The sequence below is a fragment of the Mesorhizobium sp. M7A.F.Ca.US.006.04.2.1 genome (assembly GCF_004022915.1).
In the GTDB taxonomy this organism is placed as follows: Bacteria; Pseudomonadota; Alphaproteobacteria; order Rhizobiales; family Rhizobiaceae; genus Mesorhizobium; species Mesorhizobium ciceri.
Genome location: NZ_RZQA01001497.1, coordinates 1 through 728, shown reverse-complemented (window position 1 = coordinate 728; position 728 = coordinate 1). Strand labels below are relative to the sequence as shown.

Sequence of the window (728 nt, the reverse complement as noted above, 5' to 3'; positions counted from 1 at the left end):
TTTATATCCTTGGCGAGTTGTATTTCGGCGCCATGGCGGACGCCATCAGCAAGTCGACGCGTCCTATCCGCCTCGGCTATTTCTGGATCAGGCTGATCATGACGATCGGCTGGGCAATTTACCCGATCCTGCATTTCGTGGACGTCGTTATCGGAACGGGGCACGTGGCGCCCATCATCGTGCTCTACACCATTGCCGACCTTATCAATCTCATCGCCGTCTCAATGATCGTCCTCGCCGTCGCCGGCGAGGAGCGTTTCTGAAGGCTGTCAATCTTCGCGCCAACGTGCTTGGCGCTCGCGGTTAAGTGGAGGATCTTCCCATGAATGGCTCAGATGTGATCGCAATCGTTATTCTCATAACGATCATCATCGCGATCGGTGTCTACCTGCTGCACTGGCTCTACAGACACTCATCCAAAGACCAGTCCTTCGTCCGCACCGGCCTCGGCGGCGAGCGGGTGGTCATGGGCGGCGGTGCGCTGATCATCCCGATTGTCCACGACATCACGCGTGTCAACATGAACGCCATCCCGGTGGAGATCCGGAGGCTCGGCGAGCAATCCCTGATCACCAGGAATAAGATGCGCATCGACATCATCGCCGAGTTCTTCGTGCGTGTGGTGCCGACGGAAGCCGGGGTGTCGACTGCCGCCCGCACCCTCGGTGACCGCACCCAGAATCCTGCCGCGCTGAAGGAGATCGTTCAGGGCCGGTTCGTCGATGCAA

The 728-nt window shown here is 58.8% G+C and carries 2 protein-coding genes; both read left to right on the top strand.

Going from position 1 to position 728, the window contains the following annotated elements; all coding sequences use genetic code 11:
* Positions 1-263, top strand: a 263-nt coding sequence (locus EN925_RS40020; RefSeq protein ID WP_206633200.1) for a hypothetical protein, incomplete at its 5' end; no start/stop codon positions are given.
* Positions 264-307: 44 nt separating this feature from the next.
* On the top strand, positions 308-728 hold a 421-nt coding region (locus EN925_RS38305; protein WP_348630394.1), incomplete at its 3' end, for an SPFH domain-containing protein.